Source organism: Sporosarcina sp. ANT_H38, from assembly GCF_008369195.1.
Lineage (GTDB): Bacteria > Bacillota > Bacilli > Bacillales_A > Planococcaceae > Sporosarcina.
Map to the genome: position 1 here is coordinate 283,152 of NZ_VOBC01000002.1, position 26,993 is coordinate 310,144.

At 39.2% G+C, this 26,993-nt stretch carries 15 protein-coding genes; 2 read left to right on the top strand and 13 right to left on the bottom strand.

The genetic code is table 11. The features are described from left to right. Positions 1-4 precede the first annotated feature (4 nt). From FQ087_RS13420 to FQ087_RS13470, 11 genes are all read right to left on the bottom strand, one after another. A complete protein-coding gene (locus FQ087_RS13420) occupies positions 5-2,653 on the bottom strand; it encodes a bifunctional metallophosphatase/5'-nucleotidase (protein ID WP_255452330.1) in 2,649 nt (882 codons plus the stop codon). 1,427 nt (positions 2,654-4,080) lie between these two features. Further along, a complete protein-coding gene (locus FQ087_RS13425; RefSeq protein ID WP_149581094.1) occupies positions 4,081-4,824 on the bottom strand; it encodes a LytR/AlgR family response regulator transcription factor in 744 nt (247 codons plus the stop codon). Between the two features lie 6 nt (positions 4,825-4,830). Next, positions 4,831-6,165: a sensor histidine kinase gene (locus FQ087_RS13430; protein ID WP_188006748.1), complete on the bottom strand. Its 1,335-nt coding sequence runs from the start codon at positions 6,163-6,165 to the stop codon at positions 4,831-4,833. Between the two features lie 204 nt (positions 6,166-6,369). Further along, on the bottom strand, positions 6,370-6,852 hold the full coding sequence (locus FQ087_RS13435) for a hypothetical protein (RefSeq protein ID WP_149581096.1): 483 nt from the start codon (positions 6,850-6,852) through the stop codon (positions 6,370-6,372). Between the two features lie 199 nt (positions 6,853-7,051). After that, positions 7,052-8,794, bottom strand: a complete 1,743-nt coding sequence (locus FQ087_RS13440; RefSeq protein ID WP_149581097.1) for an ABC transporter ATP-binding protein — start codon at positions 8,792-8,794, stop codon at positions 7,052-7,054. 30 nt (positions 8,795-8,824) lie between these two features. After that, positions 8,825-10,576: an ABC transporter ATP-binding protein gene (locus FQ087_RS13445; RefSeq protein ID WP_149581098.1), complete on the bottom strand. Its 1,752-nt coding sequence runs from the start codon at positions 10,574-10,576 to the stop codon at positions 8,825-8,827. Between the two features lie 43 nt (positions 10,577-10,619). Next, positions 10,620-10,961, bottom strand: a complete 342-nt coding sequence (locus FQ087_RS13450; protein WP_149581099.1) for a thioredoxin family protein — start codon at positions 10,959-10,961, stop codon at positions 10,620-10,622. A 164-nt stretch (positions 10,962-11,125) separates the two neighbouring features. Further along, positions 11,126-12,478, bottom strand: a complete 1,353-nt coding sequence (locus FQ087_RS13455) for a TldD/PmbA family protein (RefSeq protein WP_149581100.1) — start codon at positions 12,476-12,478, stop codon at positions 11,126-11,128. Further along, a complete protein-coding gene (locus FQ087_RS13460; protein WP_149581101.1) occupies positions 12,478-13,869 on the bottom strand; it encodes a TldD/PmbA family protein in 1,392 nt (463 codons plus the stop codon). Before FQ087_RS13460 ends, FQ087_RS13455 begins: the two co-directional genes overlap by 1 nt. Positions 13,870-14,068: 199 nt before the next feature. Then, positions 14,069-15,025: a thioredoxin-disulfide reductase gene (trxB, locus tag FQ087_RS13465; RefSeq protein WP_149581102.1), complete on the bottom strand. Its 957-nt coding sequence runs from the start codon at positions 15,023-15,025 to the stop codon at positions 14,069-14,071. 33 nt (positions 15,026-15,058) lie between these two features. Then, positions 15,059-16,333 carry an L-cysteine desulfidase family protein gene (locus FQ087_RS13470; protein WP_149581103.1) on the bottom strand — a complete coding sequence of 425 codons (1,275 nt, stop codon included), beginning with the start codon at positions 16,331-16,333 and terminating at the stop codon, positions 15,059-15,061. Between the two features lie 323 nt (positions 16,334-16,656). Between FQ087_RS13470 and FQ087_RS13475 the strand changes: the two genes are divergently transcribed. Both FQ087_RS13475 and FQ087_RS13480 read left to right on the top strand, forming a co-directional pair. Continuing rightward, positions 16,657-16,998, top strand: a complete 342-nt coding sequence (locus FQ087_RS13475) for a thioredoxin family protein (RefSeq protein ID WP_149581104.1) — start codon at positions 16,657-16,659, stop codon at positions 16,996-16,998. 304 nt (positions 16,999-17,302) lie between these two features. Continuing rightward, positions 17,303-20,785, top strand: coding sequence for an S-layer homology domain-containing protein (locus FQ087_RS13480; protein WP_149581105.1), 3,483 nt, complete (start codon positions 17,303-17,305; stop codon positions 20,783-20,785). Between the two features lie 733 nt (positions 20,786-21,518). Here FQ087_RS13480 and FQ087_RS13485 read toward each other — a convergent pair. Both FQ087_RS13485 and FQ087_RS13490 read right to left on the bottom strand, forming a co-directional pair. Then, on the bottom strand, positions 21,519-22,103 hold the full coding sequence (locus FQ087_RS13485; protein WP_149581106.1) for a pectate lyase-like adhesive domain-containing protein: 585 nt from the start codon (positions 22,101-22,103) through the stop codon (positions 21,519-21,521). An 883-nt stretch (positions 22,104-22,986) separates the two neighbouring features. Beyond that, on the bottom strand, positions 22,987-26,535 hold the full coding sequence (locus FQ087_RS13490; protein WP_149581107.1) for an S-layer homology domain-containing protein: 3,549 nt from the start codon (positions 26,533-26,535) through the stop codon (positions 22,987-22,989). Between the last annotated feature and the right edge of the window lie 458 nt (positions 26,536-26,993).

Below are 26,993 nucleotides of genomic sequence, written 5' to 3' on the forward strand. Positions count from 1 at the left end.
AAGCTTAAAGAATTGTTTCTCCATCGACAGTAATGCCGTCAAAGTCAAATATAGCTCCATCAAGCCCTGAAAGATTTAAATTACCCTTAACCGTAATGTTCGTAAAGGATACATTCCCAGTCGGAGTGCCTGTAAGAATCAAATTACCTTTGACAGTTACATTCTCAAAGGAAGCTACGTCAGTAACTGATACTGTAACGTCACCGTTGTATACTTTTGGCGCATTAACTGTACCAGAGAAATCCTCGCTTGCAATATCTCCACCTGGTAGATCAGTATCCGGTTCCTGACCCGCAACGTCTACAAGACGACCTTCAATTTTAGTTGGAATTATGTTTTTTAGTGATACTAAATGTTCTCTTAAGTTTTCCCAATCTGAAAGCCCAAGATCTGTTGCACGACCTGCAGCATACGCTTTTTTAAGAACGTCATAGCCGTCTCCACCTTTGGCAGTGAATGCGTTTGTCGCTACTGTGTACGTCTTAGCATCTTCCATTTTAGTAAACGTACCATCTTCATTTTTATATGCAATCGAAACTACACGTTGTCCAGTAGGTTTCGAAGAATCGAATTCTACTTTTGCACCAGCTATGTGTAAAAACCCACCACTTTCTTTTGGATAATCTTTAAAACTAATTTCAAATGTTTCTTTTAATTCGGAACCTGTTAGTTCCATTGTCGCTAATGTGTTACCAAATGGAAGTACTGTGATTACTTCACCTACCGTGATTGGTCCTGCTCCAATACCTGCCCTAATTCCCCCACCATTTTGGAATGCCATGATTACTTTTTTATCTTTTACATATCCTTGCGCTTTTGCAAGCATGCCATCTGTAATTAAGTTCCCTAGAATCGTTTCACTAGCTCGTACACTTGTGCCTGGTACATATCCTACATCAGATGTCCTTGGACTTAATAATGCATTATCAAGTATGACTCCAATTTCTTTTTCATTAACAGCAGTGATTTTATCCTTATAAGGTTTTAAGAGTGCAACTGCCTCAGCATCTTCTGCTTTATCTGCAGTCTTAATCAACTTTCCTGCATGCCCTATTACTACGCCATTTTTATCAAATTCAACATCTAAAGTCCCAAGGTAATCCGAATACTGATACGCTTGTACAATAATCGTTGTATCTTTTGCTGCACCTTTTTCATCTTTATCTACAACTACCGGTTTGTCTAATTGCGTATGACTATGTCCACCTACAATTACGTCAATCCCAGCTACATTTGCAGCTAATTCTTGGTCATTGTCCATAGCGGCATTATCATCAAAACCAATATGTGTAAGTGCTACGATTTTGTTGACACCCATTTTTTCAAATTCAGCAACCATTTTTTCTGCGTCCTCAATATAATTAGAGAATGTAATCTTTCCAGGACTTGCAATGTCTTTCGTTTCAGCAGTTGTTAGTCCAAAGATACCGACTTTTTCTCCGTTTATTTCTTTTACAATACCCGTGTAGATATTGCTGTTTTTAGGAGTCTTTGAAATTTTCGTATTGAACAATCCATCAAAAATTGGATCTTTCGAGAAATCTACGTTCGATGATACAAATGGGAAGTCTGCTGCTTTAATGAAGTCGACCAATGCTTTGTGACCTTCCGCAGATGAACCAAGATCAAACTCATGGTTACCAAATGTCATAGCGTCGACTTTCATTAAATTCATAAATGCTAAGTCTGCTTGACCTAGGAATTCATTGAAATATAAAGTTCCAGAGAAAACATCCCCAGCATTTAATAACAATGCATCCGGTTTAACTGTGCGTACTTCTTTTACTGCTGTAACAAGCCTTGGTGCCTTGTTAGTATTAGCATGTATATCATTTACGTGCATGATTGATAGATTAAATTTCCCATCGCTTACTTTACCTGCTTTGAATACTTCAACAGCATCATTCAACTTCTTGCTTGCCGCGTTTACTGCTTCTTGCTCCGCTTCTTTATCAGCTACTACTGCTTCCGCTGCTTCAATTGCATCTTGAAGTGTTTTGATAGAACCTACTGGATACTGTCCTACTTCAGTTCCTTCTTTCGCACCTTCAACAGCTTTTTCAGCATTTGTAATTGCTGTTTCAAGTGCTGTCTTATCAACTACAACCGGTGTTTCAGGAACAAATTTTACATCATCTCTAGGTTTCCCATTTTCATCTAAAATAGTCGGGTTGGCTGCTGTTACCCCATCCGCAATTGTGATCCTAGTTACACCAGCCGCAACTGTAATCGTTTTTACATTGTTATTCCCTACAATGATATTTGTTGCATTACTACCACTCAGATCAATAGCGCTATCTTTACTTTCCGGTTTCAAAACAACCTGTGCGTTACCAAGACCTGAACCAACTAACTTGGCAGAACTTTTTATTTCGAGGTTATTAACTTCTACTTTCCCCAGGTTAATTGTTTCACCAGGACTGCTTAAATTAATGACTATTTTGGCATTTTTTAATGAACCGCTATTAGTATCATCAGTTAGTTGAACGGGCGATGTTATAACCACTTCACCTTTAAAACTTGTTGCCCCTGTAAAAACTACATCCGCATGTGCTACTACGGATGGAACTACTACTAGTGATGCAAATGCTGCTGTTGATAAAACGGCATATCCTGCAGATTTATTAATAGTAAACCGATTTTTATTTTTCATTCATTCTCTTCCCTTCGACTTCTATGTTATTAAACGATAAATAGGACACCCAATCACCATTTTTCACTTGACTATTATTAGTGTTGTTTCCAGCCAAAGAACTCAAATCATTAAGGAATGGGAGATATTATATTCCTCCCATTCATCTCTTACAAACTTAATTAAGGTTTGTTTTACTTACAACTTGTACACTATCAATCGTAAATGTAACGCCTGCTTTGTTTTTTATTGATAAATTTGTTATAGTACCATTCTTTAAAGTTAACTTTTCTCCCGTAGCCATTCCTGTAATATCAATTGTTAGGTTTGTAATAGTCTTTCCAGCAAGATCGAATACCGAATTACTTGTAACGTTTCCTGAAATCGTAAGTGGATCTACTCCCTGCGCGATAGCCTTATTAAAATCAGCTACACTTGTAACGTTCGATAAACTATTCCCGTCTTATACCACATTTCTGTGGCTTTCGATTAGGGCCTACACCGTACGGGCGACTTTCATCGCATACGGCGTGCCATCAGTAGTAATTTCTTAACTTATTTCCCCATCTACATTGTATATTGCTTTAGAATATATAAAAATCACATTATTTCGACACATAATTCTAAATACTACACAGTCTTACAACTTACCGCTTTTTCCCTCAACAACATACAGGATATTTGGTCTGTTTATGTCACTAAAAGCAGAAATCTTTTTCTCTTTCTTATAAAATCAATTAAGGTTTGTACTACTATGAACTAGTACATTTTCAACAGTTAATGAAACACCCTGTTTATCTATTACCGTGAGGTTTGTTACACTTCCATTTGTTAAAGTAAGAACATCTTTGTTCGACATTCCTGTTAAATCAATGGTTAAATTGACAATATTCTTTCCAGCAAGGTCGAATTTTGAATTTGTAGCGATATCGCCTGAAATTTTAATAGAACCTACTCCTTGCACAATAGCAGTATTAAAGTCAGCTACATTAGTTACAGTTGTTAAGCTATTCCCGTCTTATACCGCATTCCTGCGACTTTCGTGTCGGGCCTACACCGTACAAGCGACTTTCATCGCATACGGCGTGCCATCAGTAGTAATTTCTTAACTTATTTCCCCACGCATAGTGTAGCACTCTGAATAACTGATTAGTGTATGATTTATGTAAATTAACTGTAAATATTGTTAATTAATACATCTATCAAAGTGAAGTCCTTTAAGTCAAATTGCGTGTTACAAAATGAAATTATAGGTACTTACTCCATTTATTGGAACAAAAATAACGTTACGCATAGGTGTAGCTGACACTACATCCATGGAACGTTAATAGCTCAAAACAGATCAGAAATAGCCCTTCGACCGATTGCTCGATCGAAGGGCTATTTTCTTTGGTGACATACTCAGCTGTCAGAACTGTATCTGTGTTGTGTGAGTAACCAATATGTTTCTAGTGTATCGTCAATCCTTCAACTTGTTTTTGCAATTTGTCTTTCAGTTCATTATAATTCTTCCTACTAAGTGGGACGAGGTCATCGAAGTTTTTCAATTGGACCGTGTAAGAGCGAGAGAAAGAATCGGAAGTGATCGACATAATTGTATGAAGAGGGACGAGGAAGGATTGGTGGGTACGGACGAAGTTGAAAGGAAGGAAAATTTCCTCCAACTTCTTCATTGTTTCCCTCGTTTCGTATCTGGTTCCCCCTTTGCTTTCAACAAAGACTTTTCTTCCTCTTTTTTCTATCAATCTTATATCACTTACCAAAATCATATGTATGCCACCAGGCACGTTCAAGCCAATTTTCACATCTCTAGGCAACGGCGTTTCCAATATGCGCTCCTCCACTTTTTGAAGGGCTTTTTTCAAGCGTACTGGATTAACGGGTTTAGTTAAAAAGTCAACAGGGTGAACTTCATAACCCTCCAAGGCAAATTGGGGGTGCCCCGTCACGAATACAATTAACATATTTGGGTATAGAGTTTCTGCAAGGTGTGCAAACCTAATCCCATCCATTCCATTCATTTCAATGTCAAGAAATAACAAGTCAACACGATAAGTCTCCAGAAAAACAAGGGCATCTTCGGAGCTATTCACTTCCCCAACTAAGTTTAGCAATGAATGTGATGCAAGATGGACCTTCAAGTCGTCAATACAGCTTCGATCATCATCCACTATTAACACCCGTATATTCACAGCTCTTTACCCCCATTTGGTAGTAGACAACTCAGGAATCGAGATATGGAAACTAATAAACCCACCATCCAATTCTGGGTAGACAATTCCCTGATATTTTTCGACAATCTTTTTTACAATAGGCAAGCCAAGCCCTTCATGATGAATTTTAGTGGAAAATCCTACTTGGAATAGATTATCCAACTTATCACCCATTATATTAATTTCATTTGTTACAGTGATGAGGAGTTGATTCCTTTGCGTATTCATCTCTACTACAATCGGTTGCTTATGATTGGGGTGCTGCTCTACTTCATCCACTGCATTTTGGAGAAGGTTACCAATCACTTTATTGATTTCGTAAACTGAACAAGGGCAATTCCGTAAATCATTCAATATCATGAATTCAATCGTAATCCCTTTCGCTGCGGCTTTTTCTTTGAATGTGCTCAACATTGCAGCAGTCGCCGGATGATGCAGTGGCAGCAGATCATTTATCACCGTTGCTGATTTCACCATTTCTTCAATATATGTTTTACAGGCATCATATTCCTTTTTTTGAATAAGACCATTAATAGCAGTCAAATGAAAATTGAAATCATGTCGTTGCGATCGAATTATACTGAAAAACGATAATAGTTCCTTCTGATACTGCTGATCCAAAAAAAGTTGAACTTTTTCATTTTTAAATAAAATAATTTTATGCTGGAATAAGATAATGGCAACCGTGACGGCCAGTGACCAAATTGTGAGGAACCAGCGGTAATGTAAGCGTATGTGTTGAAGTTCCAACGATGTAAAATAAAGACCCACAACTAATAGGGATAATATGAGTATAACAGAGTACACCTGACTATTAAAAGAAATTTCAGAATCATCTGCACTCATTGGCTTTTCAAATAAACTTTTCGGAAATATAACCGGTGATCTCGAAACAATGATCATTGACATAAATATATTAGTCAACATTGCAAAAAAATCAATCGACATTTTCGTTCCAATATCCAATGATACATTCGCCATGTCAAGCAGAAGATAGAATATATTATATTCCAAAAGTGAAATGATAAGTAAATTGAAAATAAGTGCCAGTAGTAAAGCGATTAAGACTTGCGTGACAGGCACTTTCATCATCTGGACAAGTATGGCGAATAGCGCTATAAAAAGAAGAATTGGAATATAGTCTGACGGATAAAAAATAGGAGCGACGCTGTAAATTAGCCCGAATAGTAAACTAAGTAGTATCAACTTTTTAAGTGATTGTCGAACCTTTAAACCAACCATTGAGAGGCCTAATAATAGCCCTGTTAAAAGTTGAATGGACCACACAAAAATTCCCATTATGTGGATAACTATAGCCATACCCATTTCGTCACCTGTTTCTAGTCATTGTCCCATTTATACAATATAATTTTTCAGCTTTTAAAATATTCTTTCAATAACACTTATTCAATTATTATATCGAAAAATCCATCAAGTATCAATTTCAAAGTTTATGAATCTAAAAAAACGCAAACAAGGAAGAAAGATCCTCGTTCACATTTTTTGAATAAACCTATAAATAACTTACTTCAATTTTTCCTGAAAAAGTTTATAAATATCCAATTGGTCCGGATGACCTTCCGCCATAAAAATATAATGGTTCCCGATAACAAGAACTGGAAGCTCCGCTACTTCTCCTTCAAATTCCGCTTGTCCCATTCCAGTTTCCTTCGCATTTTTCAAATGCTCACTGTTCGGGTCAATTTCAAACAATTGTAATGTAAGCATGTCTTCTCCATTGACTTCAGCTCCAAAAGAAGATTTTGTATCCGTAAAAAATTCTGGATCCCCTCCAGTAATATTTGTCACTTCATAGCCTTCTTCTTTTAGGATTTCTACGACGTTTTTGTAGTAGTCATTCTCTAATTCTCCTGATGTTGCACCATCTGTTTGTTCCGTCGAGTCCTTTTCTGGTGTTTGATTGTCATTACTTTTGTCATCTCCGCTGCAAGCCGCAAGAGCAGAAACAATCAATGCCACCAACAATAACATAAAAAACTTTTTCATCTTCCATTCCTCCTAGAGTTAGTATTATTTTAATCACTGAAAGATCAGTGTTTCAAACAGAAATTGTCGCATTCTTTTATTGCGCATAATTGGGTTGCATTCCTCTATCCAAATTCGAAATAAGTATCAACCCATGCTGAACGGAATTAAAATCTCACACTCTTGCCCCCCACCCATATATAGGCGTCTCCAGCTGAATTTAGGTAAATATCATTTTCTCATCTTTAGACAACTGAATAGCCGCTAAAATTTTGTATAGTTTATTGGATCTTATTAATTCATCATGGGTACCTGAACCAGAAACGGTTCCTGCATCAATGACAATAATTTTATCTGCGTTTTTGACAAAATTCATATCGTGGGCAATTATGATCGTTGTTCTGCCTTTCATTAGCAAAGCTAATGATTTTTCAATTTCACTCTCGGACTGTGCGTCGAGACTTGATGTCGCTTCATCCAAAAGCAATATAGGAGCGTCCAGTATAAATGCACGTGCAATAGCGATTCGTTGACGCTGTCCGCCTGACAGTCTTGAGCCAAATTCACCGACTTCCGTATCAAAACCTTCAGGGAACTCCTCAATAAACTCTAAGGCATCTGCCAATTCTGCTGCTCGTCTGACTTCTTCATCACTTACTTCCCTTTCGAGACCATATGCTATATTGTCTCGAATTGAACCAGATATCAACGGGCTTGATTGCGATACAGTTGCAATGGACCTTCTCCAATCATCAAGATGAATTTTTTCGGCAGAACTATTTCCAATCACTAACCGTCCTACATTTGGATCATAGAGGCGTTCAATTAGTTTAAAAATAGTTGACTTTCCGCAACCACTCGGTCCAACAATTGCAGTCACCTTACCCGCTGGAATCGTCATGTTCAAATGTGACAATATGTTTCTTTCCCCATAACTGAAGGAGACATTTTCAAATTTCAAGTCCTGTTTGTCCGTGGCTGGCATCAGTTCTTCTCGTTTCATCCTTTCACTCTCAGAGTTAAGAATACTGGAAATCTTCTCAGAAGCCCCTTTGGCCTGCTTCGTCGTTTGCCAGAATAAACCATACTGTAATACATTCATATGGATGAACTGAGCGTATAAATAGAAGGAAATAACTTGACTAACTTTGAGTTCCCCTTTAGTTACGAGATAGCTGCCGTATAGAAGCACAGTTCCGACGATAATTGCTCGAACACTTTGCATTAAAGGCTCGGCAAACAAGTCTACGGTAATCCTCTTTTTCTCTGCTTTATATTGCCCAATCAATATCTCTTTGCCTAGCCTAATTTCTTCGTCTTCTTTATTAAAAGACTTTACTAATCGAATTCTAGGCAGCCGTTCCGCAAAAAATGCGGTAACCCCTGAGTATTGTGTTTGCACGCCCATTTGTGTTTTTTGCGTATAATGTCCTACTATCGCTGAAACAATCAAAATATAGGGAATGACCGGCAATAGTGCAAACGTCAATTTGGCGTTCATAGTATACATGATCCCATATGAACCCACTAGTGAATATGTTGAAGTCAAAACAGTCTTCATACCCGCTACAACGCTATCAATATAAACTGGGTCATCTGTAATCCGGCTTATTAACTGCTGAGAAGGTTGTTTTGAATAGTCTTTCATTTTCATATTCATAATTTTTGACCAAACAGTTTTCTGCACATTCCGCATAGCGATTGGTGGTGTAATCGAGAAAAACAATGCTGAGAGAGCCACTAATATGTTTGCGAGAACGCCTAACAGAATATAATTCCTTACGACCTCATTATTGAAAATATCCCCTTCAAATATCCCTTGAATATATTTCGGCATAATTAAAGCTACAGTTGTGGAAGCAGCCGCTACCAGAGTACCTATAATATACAAATGCCATGGTAGTTTAGATTTAAAGATGAGCGTAAAAAACTCTTTCCAACCATGTTGTTTCGTTTCCTCCATAATTCCCCCCCCTTACCTACATTGCATGACTTAACTTACCGATGAATTTGTATGGAGTTGAACTAAAAGACGGTATAACTCATTCGTTTCTAGGAGTTCATTATGTGTTCCAGCACCATCCAAGGTTCCGCCATTCAATACAATAATTTGGTCAGCATCTTGGACATTTGATAGATCATGGGAAATCATGATAGTTGTTCTTCCTTGCTTCAATGTTTCCATCGCTTGTTGAATAGATTTCTCTGATTGACTATCCAAACTTGCAGTCGCTTCGTCCAACAATAAAACCTTGGCGTTCCGAAGGATAGCCCTTGCAATCGCGACGCGCTGGCGTTGCCCACCTGACAAATTCGAACCTGCCTCACCGACGTAAGTATCGAACCCATTTTTGAATCCTTTGATAAACTCCAATGCATTTGCTTTCTCGGCAGCATCTGCCAATTCTAAATTGGTAACTTTTCGGTTTACCCCGTATACGATATTCTCCCGAATCGTCCCAGAAATCATTGGACTATCTTGTGCAACACCAGCAAATAGATTTCGCCAATCAGTTAAATGATAGTCTGAAATTGGTGTATTACCTAGTAAAATTTCACCAGAATTTGGTTGATAGAATTGTTGTAGCAGTGAAAATATTGTTGACTTTCCGCTTCCACTTGGTCCGACGATTGCCGTTACTTTCCCAACTGGGATAGTTAAATCGACATATCCTAAAACAGGTTTTTCACTATAACTGAATGCTACATTTTTAAATACTATATCGTCTTCCAACTTTTCAATGCCGAAACTTCTTTCACTAACTTCCAATTCACCATCCATCAATGCTGCGATGCGATCTGTTGCCCCTTGGCTTTTCTTGATTTCCACATACATCATTAGGTAGGAGCCAAGCATACCCCACAGCATTCCAATGTACATGAAAAATCCAAGCCACTGAGAAATCGTGATAATGCCAGCTTTCACTAGATAGCCACCATACAAAATGACAAGAATATCTGATGTTATACTCAAAACACCATTTATCGGATTCTCCACCCACATAACGAGGTATCTACGCATATTCGCTTTATAGTAATACTGCAAATTCTTATGCCCACGTTCGTCCTCTTTTTGTTCCGTCACGAATGTCTTAATAAGTGGCACACTCATGAGTAATTCGGATAGGAATTGGGTCAAGGTTGATAATCGATTGTATGTCTCCTTGAATGCACGGTAATTCCATTTTCCATAGTACAAATTGAAGCAAAGATACAGTGGGATATAAACGATTACCGATAATGCAAGCCGCCAATCATATGTAAATATGACTGCTACAACTCCGATAGTCCCGTATATAGTCGCTGCTAAGGATGGCAGATATGATCCTAAAACTACGCTAATTTGAGATGCATCGGTTGTGATTCGAGTGATCATTGTAGTAGGTTTCATCTGATCAAAAAAGCGCAACGGTGATTTAATCAGTCGTTCCCAAATCAAAGAGCGGTAACTAACATCAATTTTAGCGACAAGTAGTTTGTTAAAATAACGCACAACGCCAGACATGACGACATCTGCGACAATTAATCCAACTGTCCCCCAGATGATGTATGGCTTCAATACGCCGGTCGCTACTTTTGAAGCGAAGTTTGGAAACGCTAATGAGATAGTAGCCGAGAGTATATAGAGGGCTGATACAAATATGATCCAACCCCATGGTAATTTAGCCTTGAACATTAACCGGATATAGGATTTCCATATTCCCTTTTCGTCATGTTTTCTCATGTGTTTTTCACTGGTTTCCATGTGTTATCCCTCCCCTCAGATCAATTGCAATTAACTAGCCAACTCACAAAGCAGAATCTACGAATGATAGAAGCTCTTTGCGATCCAAAGATCCTAAATGAGAGTGCGCTACTGCTCCACCCTTAAAAAATAAAAGTGTCGGGAATCCCATAACGTCGTATTTAGCGACTACTTCATTTGAATTATTTAATACATCATCCATTGGAACATAGAACTTGGTGATTTTTAATTTTTCACCATATTCATCGGCAAGCTCATCTAGAATAGGTGCGATGAATTCACAAGGTCCACAACCATCTGCATAAAAATCGACCAATACGGGTAATTTACATTCTAGTACTTCCTTTTGGAAGTTTTCTTTCGTTACATTGATTACGTTTGACAATGTAGGTTCCCCCTCGATTCTATTTTTTCACCACTTATTAAAATCTTCAGTCATTTATATACAAAACTGTACGTAATGTATAGTTCTCATTGCAATGACTCAATTTACTAGGATGAATACCCGAATTTCTATGTCAATTCGGGCATTCAAAATTATCTATCGAGTCAATTGGATTGATTACCAGAGACTTGTAATGCATTCACTTTAATAGATGGAAGTGTGATAGACCCACGGATACGGAGATCACTACCAATTGTGCTTACATCGTTTAGCAGCTCAAAGACATTACCAGCAATCGTAAACTGATCGACTGGACGAGTGACTCTCCCATCCTCAATCAAAAATCCTATCGAAGCGAGGGAGAAATCTCCTGATGTGTAGTTGATGCCTGCATTTGTACCTTGTAGCTCGACGATTAAAATAGCCTTTTCGGTATCAGCAATCATTTCATCTAAAGTTGACATGCCTGGTTCTAAATATAGATTATACGGACCGACGCCTACAGTTGACCTAAATCCACCTTTAACAGCATTTCCTGTTGACTCTACGCCATCTTTCTTTGCTGTTTTCCGATTGTGTAAGAATGAAAGCAATTTACCATCCCGAATCAAATCCTTCTTCCGAGTAGCAAACCCTTCAGAGTCATAAGGTGAGTAAGTAATTGTATCCTCCATAAGTGGGTCATCTACAAATGTAATATTTCCCCCTACAATTTGCTCGTTTAGTTTACCTTTTAACTTGGAATAGCCCTGTTGGACCGATTCAGCAGATAATTGACCTAAAAACGAACCCACTAGTTCAGTCGCTGTATCATAACGGAAAATAATTGGATATTTGTCAGTTTTAATAGAGCTCGCATGTAATTTAGAAACAGCTTCTTTTACTGCTTTTTCTGTAATTTCGCGTATATTCATGTCAGAGAAGCTCGTTAATGTAAAGTCGGACTCGCCACCCGTTGCCGTGGATTCGCCGTCTTCTGCAGTCAAATAAAGTCCCGTTGAAGCAAACGCTGCTTTTGAATGACAATTCAAGCCTTTCGTATTGGCAATCAAACTCTCATTTACAACTTTCGATGCGTAAGAGGCTTGGACAAGTGTCACACGTTCATCTAACTCATATGCCACTTTTTCTAACTCCATGGCCGCCTGAATCATCTCTTCTGGTAAAAGTCCATCGATGGATTCTGAGAAAGGTCTTGCTTCGGCATATGCAGATGACCCTTCGAACAAATCTTCACCATCGTCCACTTCAATGACTAGGGCATTATTATGTGCTTCCTCCAGTAATAGTGGAATAGAATCTTCCGCAATTCTTTCGGCATATGCATAACCCATCCGATCATTAAATAATCCTCGGAAAGAAACACCCCCTTCTTCCATAATTGTGTAATCATCTATTTCTTGCTGGTAGACTGAAATGGATACCGCTTTACTAGAGGAATAGAACATCTCCATATCCTGAAATCCTTTTTTAGCTCCAGCAGCAAATAATTCTAGTTGAAAGTCTTGAATATTCATCAAGCTTCTCCTCCTCTACCGCCAATTGTGAGTTCAGAAACCCGGATCATTGGTTGCCCAACAGTGACAGGCACTGTTCCGCTAGATGCTCCACACATTCCGATGCCAAGTCCTAAATTATTCCCAACCATATCTATTTTTTTCAGTGTGTCGATTCCTTTTCCAATAATAGCTGCCCCTTTGATAGGCTCTGCTATTTTTCCATTTCGGATCATATACCCTTCACTGACCGAGAAATTATAATCACTCGTTGTTGGATTGACGGAACCACCATCCATATACTTAGCGTAAATACCTAACTCCGTACTTGCAATAATTTCTTCAGGTGTCGACTTCCCTGGTGCGATGAATGTATTATTCATCCGTGAAGTTGGCGCATATTTATAGGACTCCCGACGACCTGAACCTGTCGGAGACATATTCATCTTACGACCACCCAATTTGTCGATTAAATACCCTTTTAATATTCCATTTTCGATTAACAGGTTTTTCTGTGTTTTCATCCCTTCATCATCTATATTAAGAGAGCCCCACGCATTCTGTAGCGTTCCATCGTCATAGGCTGTCACGAGAGGGGAAGCAACAAATTCACCGAGCTTATCCGCAAAAACAGACGCCTTTCGTGCGACAGCATGTGATTCCAAACCATGACCGCATGCTTCGTGGAAGATGACCCCACCGAATTCATTGTCGATAACGACTGGGAAATTTCCAGAAGGCGCGTGGTCCGCAAATAGAATCGTCTTTGCGCTCCGTGCAGCTTCTCTTGCAATCCCTTCAATATCAAGTGTTTCCATATATTCTAGCCCACCATAATAGCCTGGTGCTACATTGGTAGATTCTCGCTCATTGCCCGATTCCGCTATAACACTAATTCCCATTCGGTTATATGCTCTCCGATCCTCTACAAACAGGCCCTCCGAGTTCACAATGCATATATCCTTGATGGTGTCGAGAAATGTCGTCGTCGTTTGGGTAATGACCGAATCATAAGAACTCGCTGCTAGGTGTGCCCGTCGGAGCCACTCCACCTTTTGTTTTTTAGCTATAGAATCAGGTGTAACAATAATAGGATGCTTATTTTCTATAATGGTATGTTGTAAATTCAATGTTAGATTTATAGGATTGCTGCGAATGGCTTGAGCTGCAGCGCGAGCCACTTTCAATAAATTACTCTCGCTGTCATCACTAGTGAATGCATATACCGAGTATTCCCCTTTAAGAATACGAATACCTACCCCGTAATCTCGCCCAGCTAATGCACGTTCTACCACACCACCGATCATACTAATGGTTGAATTCCTCTTATCCTCAATGAATATCTCTGCAAAATCTCCACCTGTTTCAAGTGCTGCATATATGATATTTTCTGCTACAGATTTTTTAATCATATTGTCACCTCTCGTATTAAGTTGATAGCTAGATTTTTTACTAACTGTATTAAGAAACCTTTTTAATGATCCTCAATTTTTTCATCGTTATCACAAAATAGACGTTCTGATTGTTCTGATATATATAACGATTGTCATTAATTTATCTGTTTTTAGAGGCATTTACAATACAACCGGACAATCGTGTCCCTTTTCATGCTCATTCGGACACTTCTACTTGTATTCTCTCTTTCAATGCTTCTAAATAATGTTGGACATTTTGTGCCGCGATACTGCCGTCTCCCGTTGCTGTAACGACCTGACGAAGCGTTTTTTCTCGAATATCCCCCGCTGCAAAAATTCCAGGAACTTTCGTTTCCATCTCTTCATTTGTTTCAATGTATCCGTTGTCATTCGTAATACCTAGAGTGATAAAAGGCTTAGATAACGGAAGCATCCCCACATAGATAAAGACTCCATTTGTTACAACAGCCTGTTCTTCACCTGTTTTTGTAGAAACGAGCGTTACACTGCCTACTTTGCCGTTCTCTTCATTAATTTGTTTAACAGCATGGCTCCACACGAATTCGATTTTTTCATTGTCAAAAGCTCTTTTTTGTAAAATAGCCTGGGCACGCAGTTCATCCCGACGGTGTATAATTGTTACTTTTGAAGCAAAACGTGTTAAATATGCTGCTTCTTCCACCGCTGAGTCGCCGCCGCCAATGACGACTAATTCTTTTTCTTTGTAGAAAGCGCCATCACAAACTGCACAATAGGAAACACCTCGTCCACGAAGCTCATTTTCCCCATTGGCTCCTAATTTTTTATATTCTGCCCCTGCTGCAATAATAATTGCCTTTGCTTTATACTGTTTTCTCCCAGCATGTATCGTCTTGTATTCAGGGCCATTCACAACTTCTTCTATATCTCCATAAGCGTATTCCGCCCCAAATTTCTTCGCATGAGCAAGCATTCTTTTTGATAAATCAGGGCCAAGGATTTGTTCGAATCCTGGGTAGTTCTCAATTTCCTCAGTATTCGCCATTTGCCCCCCTGGAACACCTCGTTCAAGCATTAGTGTTGATAGATTTGCACGTGATGCATACACCGCTGCTGTCATACCAGCTGGACCTGCTCCAATAATAATAACGTCATAAATTTTATCTTCTGTCATTTCTATTCACCTCATTTTAGTGTAGATAAATCCTTACTTTTCCATCATCAATTTTAAAATCCATTCATCTGTTTGCCTGGTTCCTTCATTCCCCAACGTGCAAAAGGCTTCAATGGATTTTTCAACATCCTTGTGGATAAAACCATCTGTAGACTGAATCTCTTGATCACTCAGTGCCAATAGCGCGGATTGCACTGCCACATTTGAACAGGTCGACACCTTCATGGCACATCCCGCTTTTGCACCATCACAAATCATGCCTGACACATTCCCGATTGTATTTTGAACAGCTGCCTTTATCTGTTGAAGCGTTCCACCCAGTAAATAGACGATGGCTGCACTTGCCCCCATACCAGCTGTCGTCACGCCACACAATGCAGAGAGTCGGCCAAATTTCGATTTTATATGGATGGTAACTAAATGACTTAGTGCCACTGCACGAATCATCTTTTCTTCAGATACTTGAAGCTTTTCGGCAACAGCTACAACTGGTAATGTTACGGCGATTCCTTGATTTCCACTTCCTGTATTGGCTATAACAGGCATCGTGGACCCTGCCATTCTTGCATCCGATCCTGCAGCGGCCAACGACATTGCAGCAGTACTTATATCATCAGAAAGAATGCCTTTTTCAACGTTCTCTTTAATCGTTCTTCCCACATTCAATCCATAATTACCTGATAGCCCTTCTATTCCAATTGCTCTATTCAACTCGATACTTTTCTTCACAAGAGAAAGTTTGTTTTCGTCCACTCGAAGAATCCATTCGTAAATCTCATCAATCGTTAGACCAACCAAATCGATTTCCCCTGATCGATTACTACTATTTTCACATCCACCATGCATAATCGGTTTTCCGTCAACCTCAATTAACGTAATATTACTATGATTGTCAGAAATAATGACGCGTGAATAGTGTGTAGCCGTTCGAATCATCACTTCTATATAGAGTAGCTTTGCTGTATCCGCTTGACTTGCTAGTACTTTACCAGCTTCAATTAGAGCAAATGCCCGATTTTCATCATCCTTGTTCAATCCCTCAAGCAATTCTAACTTCCGTTTTGGATTACCCGCAACAGCTCCGATTGCAGCAGAGAATTCTAACCCTTTCCCTGACATTCCAGGGATTCCAACCGATTTGGCGTTCTTAATAATATTTCCACTTGCCTTCACTATCAGTTCTTCAATTTCCCCATTGACATAACTTTTTGCCGTTGCAGCTGCTAAAGCGATTGCAACTGGCTCCGTACAGCCAAGCGCAATAACCAGTTCCTTTTCAATCAATGCTAGAATTTTATCTTTCCCCACTTTATCATCTCACCTTCTCCATCAATTTTTATCCCTTTCGCAAGAAATAATAGATATCTTCTCACTCGCCATATAATTATAATGATTCTGAACTTCCGTACTATGACTTTATCTAGTTATCCTGCAAACTTCAATAGAGAATGGCAAACGTGGTTGGATTCGTGTTGATTTGGTCTAATGCTGTACCAAATCGACGTGAAATAGGATACTTTTGACGAATGCTATTGTAGCGGAAACTAAACCAAGATATAGTGACATCCAAGAATACAAAAATTCCAAAAGTGCTTATAAGTTATTAAGCTCTAATCTGAGGGGGAAATAGAATGTCAAATGTAGTAACTGTTACGAAAGAAGATTTCCAAAAAGAAGTATTGGAATGTGAATTACCCGTATTCGTTGATTTTTTTACAGATGAATGTGGACCTTGCCAAGCTTTCGAGCCAGTGCTTGAGGATGTTGCTGAGGAGCTAGTTGGAAAGATTAAATTTGTAAAGCATTGGGTCACTTTTGAAGACTTCGAAGCAAAATCAAATCCGATTCAATTGAAATATGATATTGTTTCTTTTCCTTCTCTCTATCTTTTCAATAAAGGGGAAGTTGTTAAAACATATATCGGTTATTTGAACCGCAAAGATTTCCTTGATTTTCTGGAAGAAGTTCTCTAATACCCAACAATAAATGCAGTATGGCTTCTATCTATGTGTGAACTGCACTTCTACTTGTTAGACAACATCTAACAAGTAGAGGTGCAGTTTTTTGTTGAAATTTACCACCAAGAGGTTTATGGTGCATCAACAAACAATGATTCGCATAAAACGCCATTTCGTGATGACCAAATTGACATAAAAAAAGCCCAGATTAACAAACCATCTTGTTAATTGATTGAAAAGTGCATAAAGTGAAACTATTATAACGAATATCTCTATTGATTACTAAATAGAGATATCGAAAAATAGGAGAGTGCATTAAATGGGAGTACTACATAAAAAATATCTTAAATTTGTCGCAACCGCCGCATCAGCTGCTCTCGTAGCATCTGCCGTAGCACCCATCGCAAGCGCAAAAGATTTCTCAGACACAAAAGATAACACTCACTACGAAGCAATTAATGCTTTATCTGATGCTGGCGTCATCACAGGCTACCCAGACGGCACATTCCAGCCAAACAAAATATTGACTCGTTCTGACGTTGTCAAACTGATGGGTAAATGGCTTGTATCTAAAGGATACGCAGTACCAACAGATGCTGTTTCGAACCCACGTTTCGCTGACTTGAAATCTACATCTAACAAAGAACTTCTTGAGTATGCTGCAGTTGTTAAAGATAACGGCGTATTCGTAGGCACTCTAGACGGCAAGCTAGATCCAGCCGGCGACATTACTCGTGAAAACATGGCAATCGTACTCGTTCGTGCATTTGACCGTGTAAACGACATCGACCTCGCTACATACGTGGCAGGACAAGATTTCAAAAAAGATGTTAACGACCTAGGGACAGCAAAAGCTGAAGCACGTCCAGCGATCGACATTCTCGATTTCTTCGATATCACGAACCCAGCCACACCGGCTTTCAACCCTAAAAACACAACAACTCGCGGCCACTTTGCTACATTCTTGCACAAGTTCATCAACGCAGACTTCTCTGCTGTTGGTGTAGGTGTAGTAGGCGATACAGCCGTTAAAGCTGTTAACGCAACAACAGTTGAAGTAACTTTCAAAGATGCAATCAAAAACGGCAACTCTTTGAAATTCACAATTGACGGATTGACTGTTTCTAACGTAGCAGTAAAACAATCCGACAACAAAACAGTTATATTGACGACTACTGTTCAAGAAGGCGGCAAGGAATACACAGTCTCACTTGATAGCAAAGAAATTGGGAAATTCGAAGGTGTTTCTACTATAGTACCTACTAAGATCGCGATCACAACTCAATCAGTTCAAGGTAAAATAGGTCAACAAGCAACCATTTCCGCTGATATAGGCGTAAAACAAGCAGGAGTCCCTGTAACGTTCAACGTGACACCGGACACAAACAAAACACTTAACAAAGACCAAGTGTTTGAAGCAACAACAAACGCTGACGGTATTGCGACATTCTCTTACACGCAATACAATGCAGGCAATGACGAAGTTGTCGCCTACCCTACTGGTGCTCCGACAGTTCGTAGCCATGCATTCATCTTCTGGGGTGTAAACAACATTCTTACCATCGTCCCTACTGAAAAAGTAAGTGAAGAGACCGCGAGCGAAGATAGGGTTGCTACACTTACTAATGGCGAAAGCAAGACTTACAAATTGACTTATCTTGCTCCTCAAACAGGTAAGCCTGTTGCAAACCAACGTTTCTTTGTCACATTCGAGGAAAACGTTAACGTCAACATTGATAAGGCGTCCAAAGCGACAGTTAACGGTGCAACTCCAATGCAATTGCTGAACAACGACAGCCCAACCGTTGCTTCTGTCACAACTGACAGCAAAGGTGAAGCAATCTTCACAGTATCCGGTTTAAACACATCTGTGACACCAGTTGTATTCATTGATAACGGCGATAAAAATGAAGCAAGAGCTAAAACATACGAGTCAATTAAGCTACAAGCCAAAGCCGATCTTGTAACATTTGCAGCTCTTCAACAAGAGTATTCTATTGAAATTTTCGGTGCTTACGGTGAAAATCCTGAGGCAGCGGTAGGTTTCGAAAATGGACGCATATACACAGCAATGGTACTCAATAAAAACGGTGAACCCGCTGCGAATGAAGTCGTGAACCTTGCCTTCCATGAAGATCTGGATCGGGTTATAAGTACGAACACTCAAGCTTGGTTCTTGGATTTGACGGGCGACTATACGCATAAAAAACAAATTGCGGTGAAAACAAATGCCTATGGTGAAGCAGATTTTGAAATTTACAGTGAGAATCCAGGCGATTACGCAACACCTATTGCATGGATTGATATAAACTCTCCGAATGCCAAGGAAGGTAATTTGGATGAGGGCGAGCCATTCCAATTGGCGCCAATTACGTACTTCGCCAAAGAAAAACCTACTTACGCATCATTATTTGTCTCGGACGGGGAAGGTGCTATACCACGATCTACTAAAAATGCATTTAAAGGAACAGATGTGGCAACAGTTGAATTATGGGCAGCCAATCAAAGCTTTTTCCCATTGGACCTCCCGACAGAATATAGTCATGTCGATGCTACATTCACAATCTGGAATACGGGAGCGGAAGATATCGAGGTTTCCTATCCGACGAACGCAGGTGAAAATCGGAAACTGGTGATCTCACCAAATCGAAGCCATACAACATCAACCCTAAGTGGAACACGCTATGAAAACCCAACGATATCGATTGAAACTGTAGGCGATACATCTTCATCAGTTAAAGTCGTCGCGAACGGCAAGGCGATACCAGATAAGGCATTGCCAAATAACACAGCTAATCCTATTGATTTGGGTAACAATGAATCGACATTCGAATTCGTATCCACTCAATCAGTCGGCATGTTGCATACTGGTATGGTAACGGATTTGAATACCACAAAGAAGCTCATTACTTTTTTCGAGAAGACTCCCATTAGCTATGATAATGCTACTTATAAAAATGAAAGAGGAGGGATTATAGACTTAAAAGAATTTGAATCCTTAATTGCCGGTAACTTAGGATCTGCAAATGTTACTTTTATACAAGAAAATGAAGAAACAACGTTCGAAATCATCTCTTTAGGCACATCCTCTTCTACAACTAGCCAAGTGAATAATGCAACAACAGTGGAACAAGTAGTAAACGTACTTAGCAACACTAATATGAGCCCGACGTTTAGTGACTTGAATTCAACTCAAAAAACATTATTGGCTACTGCTGTTTTGACACAGCGTACGAGCATCGGATATAGTGCAGATGGATTACAAAGTGTTTATAAGGACGAATATGCCAAGTTGGTTGCAGCCGCAATTGATGATGTCAATAACACAGCTACCGTAACCACCCTACTTGCAGTGCCAGGCTTGGATTTAGGAGCCTATCAAGCGCTTTCGGTAGAAGAAAAAACAGCTGTTGAAGCAATCTTGACAACCCAAACGTTTACAGATGTCGCTGCCCTGCAAGCAGGAATAATAGAAGCGATTGCCCAAAACGAGACCACAAAAAACGTGATAGTGCCTGAGATTAAAAATGCGGTTTCGAGTACAAACGAAGGAACTCTAACATTAACGTTCCGAGCCACTAATGAATTATTCTCAAGTATTGATAGTGTGAAAGTTAGAGATACAAATGAAAGGATTAACGGAACGGTGTTTGGAACCATCGCGACAGTTGAAAACTCAAACGAACTGGTTCTTTCCTTTGACGAGTTAGGTATTCCAAAACTTACAAAGGGTGCCATCCTACAAAAAATCGACGTATATGATTCAACGTTATCTATAGTGAGTGTGATGGATAAGGCATAACAAAACCCAATCCCCTTAACTGCACTGGATATTTGTGTACAATATGTAACATAGGAAAAGCGCATTCAACTAAAGAATGTGCTTCTTTCCTAGAAGATATGATTTCACGGCAGATGTAGCGGAATTTTTCCGCGTTCTCCACTACTTCTATATGAAACACCTCTTCACCCTAAGCGTATACTGTATTATGATGAAACACTTTCACTTGCTCATTCATTTGCCTGAAGCTCCGCTTGGTAAGTGATGGCCATACCTAAACAGAAATAGCCCCTTGATTGATCAAAGGGCTATTTCCTTTGGTGTCATACACAGCCATCAGAATTGTATGTGAGTCACTATTGTCGAGATACCACTGGATAACAATAATGGAATGGACACTAAATCAACCAATTCATTACAAGAATGCAAAACATTATAAACTTCACAGCTTCATGTTTTCGGTTTAGTCGAAGTTCAATAGGAAATAGTTAGAGTATAGAATGGTTAGAAAAAGGAATAGCCCCATGATTGATTAATGAATCAAAGGACTATATTCTTCTATGCCATTCAAGTCTCGGAATAGTTTCCGTGTTGAGTGAGTGACCACTAGTACCAAGATTACAAAAAGCAGTTGAAACAGAACAGCCCCTCAACCGATTGCTCGATTGAAGGGCTAGTTTCTTTAGTGTTGTACTCAGCCGTCAGAATTGTGTCTGAGTTATGTGAGTGATTGGCACCGGTATAATATCAGTTATCACTTTTTCCAGTGTTGTTGTGTTCCTACTGTTGATTCAGTATAACCAGTTAAGCCACTTACTACATAAGTTCCAGCATATGTTGTCCCTTCAGTGTAAACTCCAACTGTTTCATCTGAATTGAAGTTTAAGAAGTTTGCTGTCACTTTATCTCCATTTTGCTGAGCAGCAATACCAACTCCGCCCCAAGCATTCCCAGAAGTAGCTACCTTGTTGAAAGTAACAGTCGTATCGCTTTTACCATTGTTATTAACGTAAATACCGGCTTTCACACCGCCATTAACAGTTACGTTTTCTAAAGTTGCATTTTTACCATAAATTTCAACCAAGTTATCTTTATTTAAATCACCTGTTTGAGTAATTGTTATATTTTTGATTGTTACACCATCATACTGGATAAACAGACCCTCAGCCGAAGTATTACCAGCGCTTGTCGCGTTTAAAGTTAGTATTTTTCCACCACCATCAATCGTTACGCCTGCTTTTGGGGCAACATTAGTTGTTAATGTTAGATCGCTTGTTAAAGTTATTGTTTTAACTACATCACTTGCTAATGCATTTACTAATCCTTGTGCAGTTCCCACTTGAACAACAGTTGGATCTGGTACGCTATTCCCGTCTTATACCATATACTTATGTATGTGGCTTTCGGTTCGGGCCTACACCGCACAAGCGCCTTTCAGCGCATACGGCGTGCCATCAACGGTTTATTATTCAATTATATATACAACATGACATAAACCAATGTACCTATATATTATCTAATAATAGGGACCAACCACAAGTTCGTGATTGGTCCTATTAATTTAGAAAGCTTAGATTTGGGGAAATAAGCTTTTCATAGAATAATTACCACTGACTAGGTTCCTTCGCTCCTGCTAGTTTTATCCTTCTCGTATATTACTATACAAGTCCAAACGGCTAGCTATCAAAACTACTATGAACCCGCTGCCATCTCGCTAGTCTCACTGGTGCTGATACACCTCTTCTAACAAGACTTCAAACGTTCCACAACTTCCATCCCTCTTTTTGACTTCATTAGGTTCCCACTATCCAGGTGTAAGAACGACCGGTTTAACAGTCAATTCGTCGATCGCCACTATAGCATTGCAACTATAGGGATGTACAGTAAACTCCTAGCTTAATTTCGCACCGTACACTAACTTACCCTGCCTACATGGATTCGTCTGCCTAACCATAGAAATCTTTTAAAGAACCCCGCCCCGGGACCACCGGGTACGACTTCACCTGACTTCATCCCTTTTGTGTATTTCAGCACATCACTGGATGCAGGAGGATTAGGTACTTGTAGATTGACTGTTTACAAGAGTAGGTATTTCACCCACTAATTGGAAGTGGTAGTTAGAAAGAAACCCCATGTACTACCAAAAGGCAAGACATGGGGTATTCGTTCCACTCATTTCACTGAACTAGCCAGCTTATAGAATAACGTTTCGTTTATTTTTATTAAGGAGTAGTTACAGTGATTGTTTCAGTAACTTTTAATTCCTTACCTGTTGCATCCTTAGCATCAGTGTAAGTTATCACTACAGGACCAGCAGTTGCAAGTGCTGCTGTTGTTCCTTCAAAAATACCTGTGCTATTACCTGTTTCAGTTAATGTAAGATTAGCAGAACCAACTGTTACAATTACAGTGTCAGCTTTTGCTGAATCCACATTCAAATCAGCATCAGTAACAGTAACTTTAACAGTTCCGTTTACTGCAACTGCATTAGGAGCAACAGTTAATTTACCAGTAACAGTAGTATGTGTTACCAATTTATCAATTGCCGATTGTAGACCTTTAACAGCCGCTGTAACTTCTGCAGGTGTTGCTGAATTGTTGTCATATACAACTTTTGCTTCATATCTAGCATCAGTTAGAAGTTTTCTGCTAGCTTCTGTATATTTTACATCTGCTTCTTTAGCTACTGCTTCATCAAGTACACGAAGTAGATCAGCTTTTGTTTTCGCAGCTGTAGGTGCTACTTTAACAGTATAGTTTTTAGTTACTTTTGCTTGATCAGCACCAGTACCTTTAGTGAAAGTTGCTGTTAAAGTTACTTCTTGCTCTTTATCAACTGCTCCTACTGTAGCAACATCACTAGCAATTGTAAGAAGACTGCTGCTTGATGTCCAATCAACTACAACTCCATTAGCATCAGGTGTTAATCCAAATGTTTTACCTGGTACTTGAGCGTCAGTTGGAATCACTACTGAATTAACAACTGCTGTTACGTCACGTAGATTAAGAACACTTGTAGGTGCAGTAACAGGTGTGCTAGTAAGGATAGAAACAGTGATTTTGTCTCCATCTTTGCTAAGTGTAACTCTGTGTGTTAATCCAGCATCTAAAGCTTCTTTAATAGTACTTTCAAATGTTTCTTGGCTAATCGTGTTTCCAGAATGATTTTTGAAAGAAGCTCCTTTGTAGCTTACAGAAGTTTTCCCTTCAAATTGAATTTTCTTATCTTCTTTGTTTATGCTTGTGATTAGACCTGTATGAAGTTCACCCACATCTGTAGTCGATTTAAATGTAACTTCTGATGTGTGACTTCCAAGGTTAATTGCACGGTTGTTAGTAGATGCCAAAGGAATAGCTGTACCATTCGCTACTACACGTACAGAAGCCGTTTTATTGTTTACAGATTTAACTTCTATTTGTGCTAGTTTACTAGTAGTACTTTCAATCGTAGTAGTTGTATGACTACGGTTAGGTGATACTGTATGACCATCTACTGTAATATCTTCAGATCCAGTATTGAATACTGTGAATGAAGCTTCGATATGGCTATATCCAGTAGGTAGACCCATTTGTTGTCCGCTTTGATTTGCAGCAGTAAACTTGAATGTAGCTGTTTCCAAACCTGTGAATTCTTTAATAGCTTTTGTTGTGCTGACTGCATCATTGTATGCTTTTACTGTTCCGCCTGTAAGAGCTGCATCTGCAAAGTAAGAAATTGGAGCGACTTTGTTTGGTTCGCCATCGTCAAATTTACCTTCTTTTGCATTGCTTGTATTAACATCAATCCAAGCAACTGGTGTCGCATAGTCTTTTAGTTCATCACTGCTAATTGTGAAAGTAGCTTCACCTTTTGCATCTGTTTTCACAGTAGTTTGAGAAACAGTTTTTCCATCAACAAGAATTTTCTTGTCATCTTTAGTGAAGTATGCTGACGTATTCGTGTTGATATTTCTATCAACGTCTTCATTGAATGCAATGTTAACAAGTTCGTTCGCAGCTACTTTACCGTCTTTTGTTTTCAAAACGACTTTGTATTCGCGTCCGTTAGCTTCAAAGCGAGCTGCTTCTTCACCGCCGTCACGAGTAATATCAATTACGTAATCTGCTTGAGTTGCGCCAAATACAAGTTTGTCTGCGACTTGTGCTTGAAGTTTCGTAGCATCCCACGTTTTCACATCTGAAGTTGATGTTGAATTGTTGTAGTTATTGTTAACTACTACTTCGTTAGGGAAAACAACAGGTGTAACTGTTGTGTTATGTCCAGATACAGTGAATGTAGCTTCACCTTTGCTATCTGTGATGACTTCAGCAGTAACTGGAGTAGTACCGTTCGATAGTTGCATTGGGTTTGTACCGTTTACAGTCGCTTTAGACACTTTGTCGATTGTAACGTTTACGTTTTCAGCGAATGTTACATGCAATCTTTGGTTTGCAACAGCAGCACCAGTTTTAGGGTTTTTGTACGTAACTTTGTATACTTTGTTTGCTCCGTTTGCTACGCTGTTACCTTGTTTGTCGTCAGAAGGTGTAACTGTAAGAATTGTGTCAACTCCCCAGTATACAGTAGCTAGGCTACGAACAGATGGAGCGCCAGTTGGGTATGCAACTACTTCATCTTTTTCACCAGAAACATATTGCGTGTAAGAATAAGTTGCAATTCCGTTAGCATCTGTTGTTACTTCTTCAATGTGATCTTTGTTCAATTTAGAACCAGCTGCTACGTTGAATGTTACAGGAACTCCAGCTTCTTTAACGCCGATATCAGCTTTAAGTGTAACTTCTTTACCAACTACACCTTGTGTTGAAGCTGTATTCATAGTGATCTTAGTTGGAATAACACCTGAGATCCCTTTGAATTTACCAAGTGCAGATTCACCTGATTTAAGTGTGTACTCTTTGTCTCCTGTTTGAACAGCAGTTGTAAGAACTACAACTTTGCTATTTGTTTGTTTAATAGCAGCGTTAGAGATAGCTAGACCTTCGATTGTGTAATCGCTAGTTTTTACGTCCTTAACGTCTTCTTTGAAAGTTACTTCAACAGTAGTTGCATTAACAGCCTTAACTGATTCAACGCCTTTTGCTGCTTCGCCTGATACTTTAGAGAAGTCTGCGTTAATTGTTTTGTGTAGGAATGTTGCAAAGTGTCCACGAGTTGTGTTGCCTTTTGGATTGAAAGTCGCTACTGTTGGGTTCGTGATATCGAAGAAATCAAGAACGTCGATAGCAGCACGTGCTTCAGATTTTGCAGATGTAAGATCTTTTACATCACGCTTGAAATCTTGTCCAGCTACGTATGTAGCTAGGTCGATCTTTTCAACAGTATCAAATGCGCGAACAAGCACTAGTGCCATGTTTTCACGAGTGATGTTGTCAACTGCTAGAAGTTTACCGTTACTTCCGATGAATACGCCAGCGTCTTTTACAACTGCAGCATAGTCAAGAAGTTCTGCGTTAGACTTTGTCGACAAGTCAGTAAAGCGTGGGTTAGTTCTTGCATCTGCAGGAATTGCGTGTCCTTCAGTTACAAGCCATTTACCCATCATTTTAACAACGTCAGAACGAGTCAACGTTTTGTTTGGCAAGAATGTACCGTCCGAATAGCCTTTGATAACGCCTGCATCAGATAGTGCATCGATTGCAGCTTCGTGCGTGTTACCTTTTGTATCTTTGAAATCTGCCGCGCTTGCTACTGGTGCTACTGCGGATGCTACTAGAGCAGCTGATGCAGCCCCTACTAAAAATTTGCTGTACTTAGATGGTTGGTTAGCCATTGAATAATTTCCTCCTCTTAGATAGAAAAATTAATTTGTCAACTACTTCCACGGCAAAATGAAAGGTAGATGTCATTACAGATTAAATTATAGATAGTTGCGACAAGGATGTCAATTACAAAATAGTAATATAGTAAACAGTTTTGCAAAATAATGCTAGACATCTGGTCTACTTCTACCATTCTACCTTAGATTTGGTATTTATCAAGTAATTTACTTATATTAGTTTAAAGTTACATATTTTTTCTACTCTAGGTTTACTTGTCTTAGATTAAAAATACAGAACTTTCCTACCTTTAGAGGCAATTTCAAACCCTTCAGCGCTTTTCGGAGCTAAACAAGGCGCTTCCACTTTTTTGTACACAAAAAGACTTGAACAGATGGGAACTGTTCAAGTCTTATTTGTGGCCAACCAACCGATTTCGATCTGCATGGCGTTAATTATATACAATAAAGAG

Bases quoted from the DNA above. Each gene is read 5' to 3' on its own strand.
- FQ087_RS13420 (WP_255452330.1), bottom strand. From the start codon at position 2,653: ATGAAAAATAAAAATCGGTTTACTATTAATAAATCTGCAGGATATGCC.
- FQ087_RS13430 (WP_188006748.1), bottom strand. From the start codon at position 6,165: ATGGCTATAGTTATCCACATAATGGGAATTTTTGTGTGGTCCATTCAA.
- FQ087_RS13435 (WP_149581096.1), bottom strand. From the start codon at position 6,852: ATGAAAAAGTTTTTTATGTTATTGTTGGTGGCATTGATTGTTTCTGCT.
- FQ087_RS13440 (WP_149581097.1), bottom strand. From the start codon at position 8,794: ATGGAGGAAACGAAACAACATGGTTGGAAAGAGTTTTTTACGCTCATC.
- FQ087_RS13445 (WP_149581098.1), bottom strand. From the start codon at position 10,576: ATGGAAACCAGTGAAAAACACATGAGAAAACATGACGAAAAGGGAATA.
- FQ087_RS13455 (WP_149581100.1), bottom strand. From the start codon at position 12,478: ATGAATATTCAAGACTTTCAACTAGAATTATTTGCTGCTGGAGCTAAA.
- FQ087_RS13460 (WP_149581101.1), bottom strand. From the start codon at position 13,869: ATGATTAAAAAATCTGTAGCAGAAAATATCATATATGCAGCACTTGAA.
- trxB (WP_149581102.1), bottom strand. From the start codon at position 15,025: ATGACAGAAGATAAAATTTATGACGTTATTATTATTGGAGCAGGTCCA.
- FQ087_RS13475 (WP_149581104.1), top strand. From the start codon at position 16,657: ATGTCAAATGTAGTAACTGTTACGAAAGAAGATTTCCAAAAAGAAGTA.
- FQ087_RS13480 (WP_149581105.1), top strand. From the start codon at position 17,303: ATGGGAGTACTACATAAAAAATATCTTAAATTTGTCGCAACCGCCGCA.
- FQ087_RS13490 (WP_149581107.1), bottom strand. From the start codon at position 26,535: ATGGCTAACCAACCATCTAAGTACAGCAAATTTTTAGTAGGGGCTGCA.